General features: G+C 61.2%; 1 protein-coding gene and 1 pseudogene. One reads left to right on the top strand and one right to left on the bottom strand.

The annotated features are described in order from the left end of the window. A pseudogene (locus tag PMI25_RS29990) lies at positions 1–7,364 on the bottom strand (retention module-containing protein); the annotation flags it as partial. A gap of 357 nt (positions 7,365–7,721) precedes the next feature. Between PMI25_RS29990 and PMI25_RS19760 the strand changes: the two are divergent. Beyond that, positions 7,722–9,074, top strand: coding sequence for a TolC family outer membrane protein (locus PMI25_RS19760; protein WP_007961502.1), 1,353 nt, complete (start codon positions 7,722–7,724; stop codon positions 9,072–9,074). The last annotated feature ends 36 nt before the right edge of the window (positions 9,075–9,110 follow it).

Here is a 9,110-nt window from a genome sequence, read left to right as displayed (position 1 = left end):
CGTAGTTGCCGCCAGTGACACCGGTGATCGCGTTGGTCAGCGGAGCATGGCCGGTCAGCGCATCGTTTGGTGCGGTGGTGGTCACGGTGCCAGTGGTTTTACCCACTTCGATGGTGATGTTCTGACCGTTCGCCAAAGTCACTACGACCGGCGAACCGGTCACTGGCGCGCCGACAGTTGCGGTGTAGGTGACGGTGCCACCTTCAGCAGCAGACTCGGTCGCGGTAAGTTTCACCGTGGTGGTGTCGATGGTGTCGGTCACGTTGGTGACGGCCGGAACAGAGCTCGGCACCAGGTTTTCGAAGTTGCCACCGGTAGCGGTGGAAATGGTTGCTTCGACTTTACCCGCGTCTTTGTACACGTCGTCAGCCGGAGCTGGAACGGTCACGGTGCCCGAGGTTTTACCGGCTTCGATGGTGATCACCGCGCCGTTGGACAGAGTCACGGTTACCGGAGTGCCGGCCGGGTTGGTCAGCGTGGCGGTGTAGACAATCGAACCACCCTCGGCCACCGAGTCACTGGCAGTCAGGTTCAGGTTGGTGGTGTCGACGGTGTCCGACACCGAGGTGTTTGCCGGTGTCTTGTCGGCCACCAGGTTTTCATAGTTGCCGCCGGCAACCTTGTCGATGGCGACGCTCAACGAGCTGCCGCCCGCCAATGGGCTGTTCGGCGCAACGAAATTCACGCTGCCGGTGGTCTCACCGACGGCGATGGTGATGGTCTGGCCGTTGGACAGGGTGACCACAACAGGCGAGCCGGTTACTGGCGCGGTCACGCTTGCGGTGTAAACCACGGTTTCGCCTTCGGCGACGTTGGCGGTGGCGGTCAGCGACACGGTGGAGGTGTCGATGGTGTCGTTGACGCTGGTCACAGCCGGCGTGTTGCTGGTGACCAGGTTTTCGAAGTCGCCACCGGTCGCGCCCTTGATGGTCGCTTCAACGGTGCCGGCGTCCTTGTAGACGTCATCCTTCGGCGCATCGACGGTCACGGTGCCGGTGGTCTTGCCGGCGTCGATGGTGATCACCGCGCCATTGCTCAATGTCACGGTCACCGGGGTGCCGGCAGCGTTGGTCAGGGTGGCGGTGTAGGTGATCTGGCCGCCTTCGTTCACCGCCGGCGTCGCGCTCAGCGACAGGTTGGTGGTGTCGACGGTGTCGGTCACGGTGGTGCTGACTGGCGTCTTGTCGGCGACGAGGTTTTCGTAGTTGCCGCCGCTGACATTGGTGATCGAGTTGTTCAGCGGCTCATGACCGTTCAACGCATCGTTCGGTGCGGTGGTCGTCACGGTGCCGGTGGTCTTGCCGATGTCGATGGTGATGGTCTGACCGTTCGCCAGAGTCACGACCACAGGCGAACCGGTTACCGGAGCGCCGACGGTGGCGGTGTAAGTGACGGTGCCGCCCTCGGCGACCGAAGTATCGGCGCTCAATTTGACGGTCGAGGTGTCGATAGTGTCAGTCACTTCAGTGACCGCAGGAACAGTGCTCGGAACGAGGTTCTCGAAGTTGCCGCCCGCTGCGTCCTTGATCGTGACTTCGACTTTGCCGGCGTCTTTGTAGACGTCATCGGCAGGGGCCGGAACGGTCACCGTGCCAGTGGTCTTGCCCGCTTCGATGGTGATCACCGAACCGTTGGACAGGGTCACGGTGACTGGCGAGCCAGCAGCGTTGGTCAGTGTCGCGGTGTAGGTGATCGAACCGCCCTCGGCCACAGTGCCAGTGGCGCTCAGCGACAGGTTGGTGGTGTCGACAGTGTCAGTCACGGTGGTGCTGACCGGGGTTTTGTCGGCAATCAGATTCTCGTAATTGCCGCCGCTGACATCAGTGATCGCGTTGGTCAGTGGTGCATGACCGGTCAACGCATCGTTTGGCGCGGTGGTGGTGACGGTGCCGGTGGTTTTGCCCACTTCGATGGTGATGTTCTGACCGTTAGCCAGGGTCACGACCACAGGCGAGCCGGTTACCGGAGCACCGACAGTGGCGGTGTAGGTGACGGTGCCACCTTCAGCAGCAGACTCGGTTGCGGTCAGTTTCACCGAGGTGGTGTCGATGGTGTCAGTGACTTCGGTAACTGCCGGAACAGTGCTTGGAACGAGATTTTCGAAGTTGCCGCCGGACGCATCCTTGATGGTGACTTCAACCTTGCCGGCATCTTTGTAGACGTCATCGGCTGGCGCAGGAACGGTCACGGTGCCGGTGGTTTTGCCGGCCTCGATGGTAATCACCGAACCGTTGGACAGCGTCACGGTGACTGGCGAGCCAGCAGCGTTGGTCAGCGTCGCGGTGTAGGTGATCGAACCACCCTCGGCGACCGAGTTGGTGGCGCTGAGCGACAGATTCGTCGTGTCCACGGTGTCAGTGACGGTGGTGCTGACCGGGGTTTTGTCAGCGACCAGATTTTCGTAGTTACCGCCGGTGACGCCGGTGATCGAGTTGGTCAGCGGTTCGTGACCCGTCAACGCATCGTTCGGCGCGGTGGTGGTTACGGTGCCAGTAGTTTTGCCCACTTCGATGGTGATGTTCTGACCATTGGCCAGGGTCACCACGACTGGCGAACCGGTGACGGGTGCGCCAACGGTAGCGGTGTAGGTGACCGTGCCGCCTTCAGCAGCGGACTCGGTCGCGGTCAGTTTCACCGACGTTGTGTCGATGGTATCGGTGACTTCGGTCACGGCTGGAACGGTGCTCGGTACCAGGTTCTCGAAATTGCCGCCTGCGGCGTCTTTGATCGTGACTTCAACCTTGCCAGCGTCTTTGTAAACGTCATCGGCTGGTGCTGGAACGGTCACGGTGCCGGTAGTTTTACCCGCTTCAATGGTGATCACCGAGCCGTTCGACAGGGTCACGGTCACCGGCGTACCGGCCGGATTGGTCAGGGTCGCGGTGTAAACGATCGAACCACCTTCGGCAACGGAGCCAGTGGCGCTCAACGTCAGGTCGGTGGTGTCGACGGTGTCGGTAACGGTGGTCGAAACCGGGGTTTTGTCAGCGACCAGATTTTCGTAGTTGCCACCGGTGACGCCGGTAATCGAGTTGGTCAGCGGTTCGTGACCGTTCAGCGCATCGTTTGGCGCGGTGGTGGTCACGGTGCCGGTGGTTTTGCCCACTTCGATGGTGATGTTCTGACCATTGGCCAAGGTCACAACAACCGGCGAGCCGGTTACCGGTGCGCCGACGGTGGCGGTGTAAGTGACAGTCCCGCCTTCAGCTACCGAAGTGTCGGCGGTGAGTTTGACCGTCGACGTATCGATGGTATCGGTAACTTCGGTAACAGCCGGAACGGTGCTCGGCACCAGGTTCTCGAAATTTCCGCCTGCGGCGTCTTTGATCGTGACTTCAACTTTGCCAGCGTCTTTGTAAACGTCATTCGGCTGGTGCTGGAACGGTCACGGTGCCAGTGGTTTTGCCGGCGTCGATGGTGATGACGGAGCCGTTGCTCAACGTCACGGTCACCGGAGTACCGGCCGGGTTGGTCAGGGTCGCGGTGTAGACGATCGAACCGCCTTCCGCCACGGTGCCGGTCGCAGTCAGCGACAAGTTGGTGGTGTCGACGGTGTCGGTGACGTTGGTCGAAATCGGGGTTTTGTCAGCGACCAGGTTTTCGTAGTTGCCACCGCTCACGTCAGTGATCGCGTTGGTCAGTGGCTCGTGACCGGTCAACGCATCGTTCGGTGCGGTGGTGGTCACGGTGCCAGTGGTTTTGCCCACTTCGATGGTAATGGTCTGGCCGTTGGCCAACGTGACGATCACTGGCGAGCCGGTGACAGGCGCGCCAACGGTCGCGGTATAGGTGACGGTGCCACCTTCAGCCACCGAGGTATCGGCGGTCAGCTTGACGGTCGAGGTGTCGATGGTGTCAGTCACTTCAGTGACCGCAGGGACGGTGCTCGGCACCAGGTTCTCGAAATTGCCGCCGGTTGTTCCGGTAATGCTGACCTCAACCTTGCCGGCATCTTTGTAGACGTCATCGGCTGGCGCCGGAACCGTTACGGTGCCAATGGTTTTGCCGGCCTCGATGGTGATGACCGAGCCATTGCTCAAGGTCACGGTCACCGGAGTACCGGCTGGATTGGTCAGGGTTGCGGTGTAGACGATCGAACCGCCTTCTGCGACCGAGCCAGTGGCGCTCAACGTCAGATTGGTGGTGTCGACGGTGTCGGTAACGGTGGTCGAAACCGGAGTTTTGTCGGCCACAAGGTTTTCGTAGTTGCCGCCGCTCACGTCAGTGATCGCGTTGGTCAGCGGCTCATGACCATTCAATGCATCGTTCGGCGCGGTGGTGGTCACGGTGCCGGTGGTTTTGCCCACTTCGATAGTGATGGTCTGACCGTTGGCCAGGGTCACGACCACAGGCGAGCCGGTCACTGGTGCGCCAACCGTAGCGGTGTAGGTGACTGTGCCACCCTCGGCCACCGAGGTGTCGGCGGTCAGCTTGACGGTCGAAGTGTCGATGGTATCGGTGACTTCGGTAACAGCCGGAACGGTGCTCGGCACCAGGTTCTCGAAATTGCCACCGCTGGTTCCGGCAATGCTGACTTCGACTTTGCCGGCGTCTTTATAGACGTCATCGGCAGGCGCCGGAACGGTCACGGTACCGGTGGTCTTACCGGCTTCGATGGTGATAACGGAGCCATTGCTCAGGGTCACAGTCACCGGGGTGCCGGCTGGGTTGGTCAGGGTCGCGGTGTAGACAATCGAACCGCCTTCAGCGACGGAGCCAGTGGCGCTCAACGTCAGGTTGGTGGTGTCGACGGTATCAGTCACGGTGGTGCTGACCGGCGTCTTGTCGGCGACCAGATTTTCGTAGTTGCCACCGCTCACGCCAGTGATCGAGTTGCTCAGCGGCGCCTGGCCGTTCAGCACGTCGTTCGGTGCAGTGGTGGTCACGGTGCCAGTGGTTTTACCCACTTCGATGGTGATGGACTGACCGTTGGCCAGAGTCACGACAACCGGCGAGCCAGTCACAGGCGCACCAACGGTCGCGGTGTAAGTGACGGTGCCGCCCTCGGCGACCGAGGTATCAGCGGACAGTTTGACTGTCGAGGTGTCGATGGTATCGGTGACTTCGGTAACTGCAGGGACAGTACTTGGCACCAGATTTTCGAAGTTGCCGCCGGTTGCACCGTTGATGGTGACTTCGACTTTACCGGCGTCTTTGTAAACGTCATCGGCAGGCGCTGGAACCGTCACGGTACCGGTGGTTTTACCGGCTTCGATGGTGATGACGGAGCCGTTGCTCAGGGTCACGTTCACCGGCGTGCCGGCCGGGTTGGTCAGGGTCGCGGTGTAGACGATCGAACCGCCCTCGGCCACGGTGCCGGTCGCAGTCAGCGACAGGTTGGTGGTGTCGACGGTATCGGTGACGGTGGTCGAAACCGGGGTTTTGTCGGCGACGAGGTTCTCGTAGTTACCGCCACTGACGTTGGTGATGGCGTTGGTCAGCGGTGGGTTGCCGGTCAACGCATCGTTCGGCGCGGTGGTGGTCACGGTGCCGGTGGTTTTGCCGACTTCGATGGTGATGGACTGACCGTTGGCCAGAGTCACGACAACTGGCGAACCGGTCACAGGAGCGCCGACGGTGGCGGTGTAAGTGACGGTGCCGCCCTCAGCGACCGAAGTATCAGCGGTCAGTTTGACGGTCGAGGTATCGATGGTGTCGGTGACTTCGGTGACCGCCGGAACGGTGCTCGGCACCAGGTTCTCGAAATTGCCGCCGGTAGTGCCGGTAATGCTGACTTCGACTTTGCCGGCATCTTTGTAGACGTCATCCGCAGGCGCCGGAACGGTCACAGTGCCGGTGGTTTTGCCAGCCTCGATGGTGATGACGGAGCCATTGCTCAGGGTCACGGTCACCGGGGTGCCGGCCGGGTTGGTCAGGGTCGCGGTGTAAACGATCGAGCCGCCTTCAGCGACGGTGCCGGTGGCACTCAGCGACAGGTTGGTGGTGTCGATGGAGTCGGTAACGGTGGTGGTCGCCGGCGTCGTGTTCGGCACCAGGTTCTCGAAGTTGCCGCCGGTCGCGCCGGTAATTGTGGTGCTGACGGTGCCGCCGTTGTTGTAGACGTCGTTCGGCGCAGTCGGCACGTTGACCGTGCCAGTGGTCTGGCCGGCTTCGATGGTGATGGTCGAGCCGTTGGACAGGGTGACGGTGACCGGTGTCTGTGCCGGGTTGGTCAGGGTCGCGGTGTAGGTGATCTGGCCACCTTCGACCACGGTACCGGTGGCGGTCAGGGTCAGGCTGGTGGTGTCGCGCGAATCGACGATGTTCGTTACGGCTGGCGTCGTGTTTGGTACCAGATTCTCGAAGTTGCCACCAGTGGCACCGGTGATAGTGGTGCTGACGGTGCTGCCGTTGTTATAGACGTCATTCGGCGCGGTCGGCACGTTGACGGTGCCAGTGGTCTGGCCGGCTTCGATGGTGATGGTCGAGCCGTTGGACAGGGTGACGGTGACCGGCGTCTGCGCCGGGTTGGTCAGTGTCGCGGTGTAGGTGATCTGGCCGCCTTCGGTGACGCTGTCGCCAGCGTTCAGGGTGACGGTGGTGGTGTCGATGGTGTCGGTGACCTGGGTCGTGGCCGGGGTGGTCGGCGGGGTCACGGTGATGCCGTTGCCGCCGGTGGTGCCGGTGACGGTCACATCGATCTGGGTCGGGTCGTTGTAGACGGTGTCGTTCGGTGCCAGCGGCACGTTGACAGTGCCGGTGGTGGAGCCGGCCGGAATCACGATCACCGAGCCGTTCGACAGGGTGATGGTCAGGTCGGTCAGCGGCGCCTGGGTCAGGGTCGCGGTGTACACCAGCACGCCGCCGGCTTCGGTGATGGTCGGCGTGGCGCTGAGGCTCAGGGTCGACTCACGCAGGGCGTTGGTGGTGGTGTCGGTGGTCTGGCCACCGGTGATGTTCTGTGCCGCTTGCGCACCGGAGTTGATGCCTGCGGTCGGGAAACCGATGGTCGGGTCGACGCGGCCAGCGGTGGCGTCGAGCATCACGAAACTATGACCGCCGCCTGCCGCGCCGCCAGTCCCTGCGGCGGTAGCGCCGGCAGCGGTGGCTTCAAGGGCGGTGGTCGGGTCGGCGCCGGCGGCGATGGCCTGCTGCAGCTCGGCTACAGAAGGCGCGGCCTGCGCGGTGGCCTCGGCCAGGTCAGTGCTGGAGTCAGGCGCGTTGGCGCTCCATTGGGTTTCACGGCCCAGGTCCAGGGTGCGGCCATCCGCCAGTTCCAGCGATACAGCGCCGGAGAGGCCGGTGTCGATCTGGTCGCCGACATACAGGCGATCGCCTTCAACGAGCACGCGGCGTACACCCTCGGGGGAGACCACGAATACCTGACCGACAATGCTTTTGACGATGGCAACAACACTGCTCATTGAAGACTCTCCGGGTGTCACGTTCAGTTGACTTCCATAGCCTGATGGCTTCGGCGCCGATTCAGTCTGGACGTACTTTTAAAATTTGCGAATCAAGATTGACGCTGTTCTTCGTCAATAATTTGGCTAGATTCTTTCGCTATTAACTTTATGCCAAACTATTGACCTTCTGGGTGCCATCCTAAACAATCGCCCCACTAATGTCACATTGATATTTCCGCGGCGACCTGTCCCTCAGCATGTGATCAAGTTCCAATTTCGAACTTTCCGACATACGGTCATTCCGGTTGCCAATCATCCGACGCAGCAGCACGTTTTGCTGTGATTCAAGACAAGAAGTCCTGGGAAATCTTTACCATGCGTTTGCACTTGTTCAAGGCTCTACCGTTCGCCCTCGCCGCCTCTTTCGTCCAAGCACAATCCTTACCAGAAGCCATGCAACAGGCACTGGATGTCCATCCGGAAATCCAGGCGGGGGTCAACAGTCGTTTGGCCGCGGATTATCAGTTAAAGGCAGCCAAAGGTGGATACCTGCCCAAGGTCGATCTGCTGGGCGGTTATGGCCGTGAGGGCACCGACAGCGTGACCACCCGCGCCAACGGTGGTGGCAACCACTGGGAAACTTTGAACCGCAGCGAGTCAAGTTTACGTCTCTCGCAAATGGTTTTTGACGGTTTTGCCACGTCCAGCGAAGTCGGGCGTCAACAAGCCACCGTCAACTCCCGCGCCTATTCGCTGCTCGGCACTTCCGAGCGCACCGCACTGACCGTCGCCCAGGTCTATCTGGACGTGCTGACCCGCCGCGAATTCGTGCGTCTGGCCGAAGAGAACCTCAAAAGCCACCAGCGCATCTACGACCAGATCCAGCTGCGCACCCAGCGCGGCGTTGGCAGCGGCGCTGACCTCGATCAGGCTGAAGCGCGGATGGCTCAGGCCCGCAACAATCTGATCACCGAACAGACCAACCTCGCCGACTCCGAGACCAACTTCCTCAGTGCCGTCGGCCAGATGCCTGACCAGTTGGAGCGCCCGGCGCCGTTCATGGCGATGATGCCGGCCAACCTCAATGAAGCCCGGACGCAGATGCTGGAAAACAGCCCGATCCTGCGCTCGGCCGAGTCCGATATTGCCGCTGCCGAGAAGCAGTACGAAACCGCCAAGTCGACCTTCTACCCGCGTTTCGACGCCGAGCTGGGTCGCACAGCCGACAACGATCTCGACGGTCAGAACGGCCACAACAACGAATGGCAGGCGATGCTGCGCATGCGCTTCAACCTGTACTCCGGTGGCAGCAACAAGGCCGATCTGGAATCCAAGTCGTACCTGTCGAACCAGGCGCTGGACATCCGCAACAACGCCCTGCGTCAGTTGAACGAAGAACTGGGTCTGGCCTGGAACGCCCTGAACAATGCCAATGCGCAGGTGCCGATCGCTCAGCAGTACGTTGATCACAGCACCGCGGTGCGTACCGCCTACCAGCGTCAGTTCAGCCTCGGCGAGCGCACCCTGCTCGATTTGCTCGACAGCGAAAACGAGTTGTTCACCGCTTCGCGCCGTCTGGCCGAAATCAAGAACATTCAGTTATTTACTCAGTATCGAATCAAGGCGACCATGGGCGAGTTGCTCAAGAGCCAGGGAGTGGTCGCACCGTTGGCATCCGTCGTGCAGAACGATGTGAAGCCGAAGGTCCAACTGCCGGGTATGAATTGAGCAGAACCTTCATTGTTCAATTGTTAGCCAAGAGTG

The sequence above is a fragment of the Pseudomonas sp. GM30 genome, from assembly GCF_000282275.2.
In the GTDB taxonomy this organism is placed as follows: Bacteria; Pseudomonadota; Gammaproteobacteria; order Pseudomonadales; family Pseudomonadaceae; genus Aquipseudomonas.
The sequence above is the reverse complement of the archived record's forward strand: the minus strand, read 5'-3'. Positions and strand labels throughout refer to the sequence as shown.

What these genes read in the sequence shown, in the direction of transcription:
- PMI25_RS19760 (WP_007961502.1), top strand. Translation starts at nt 7,722, where the DNA reads ATGCGTTTGCACTTGTTCAAGGCTCTACCGTTCGCCCTCGCCGCCTCT.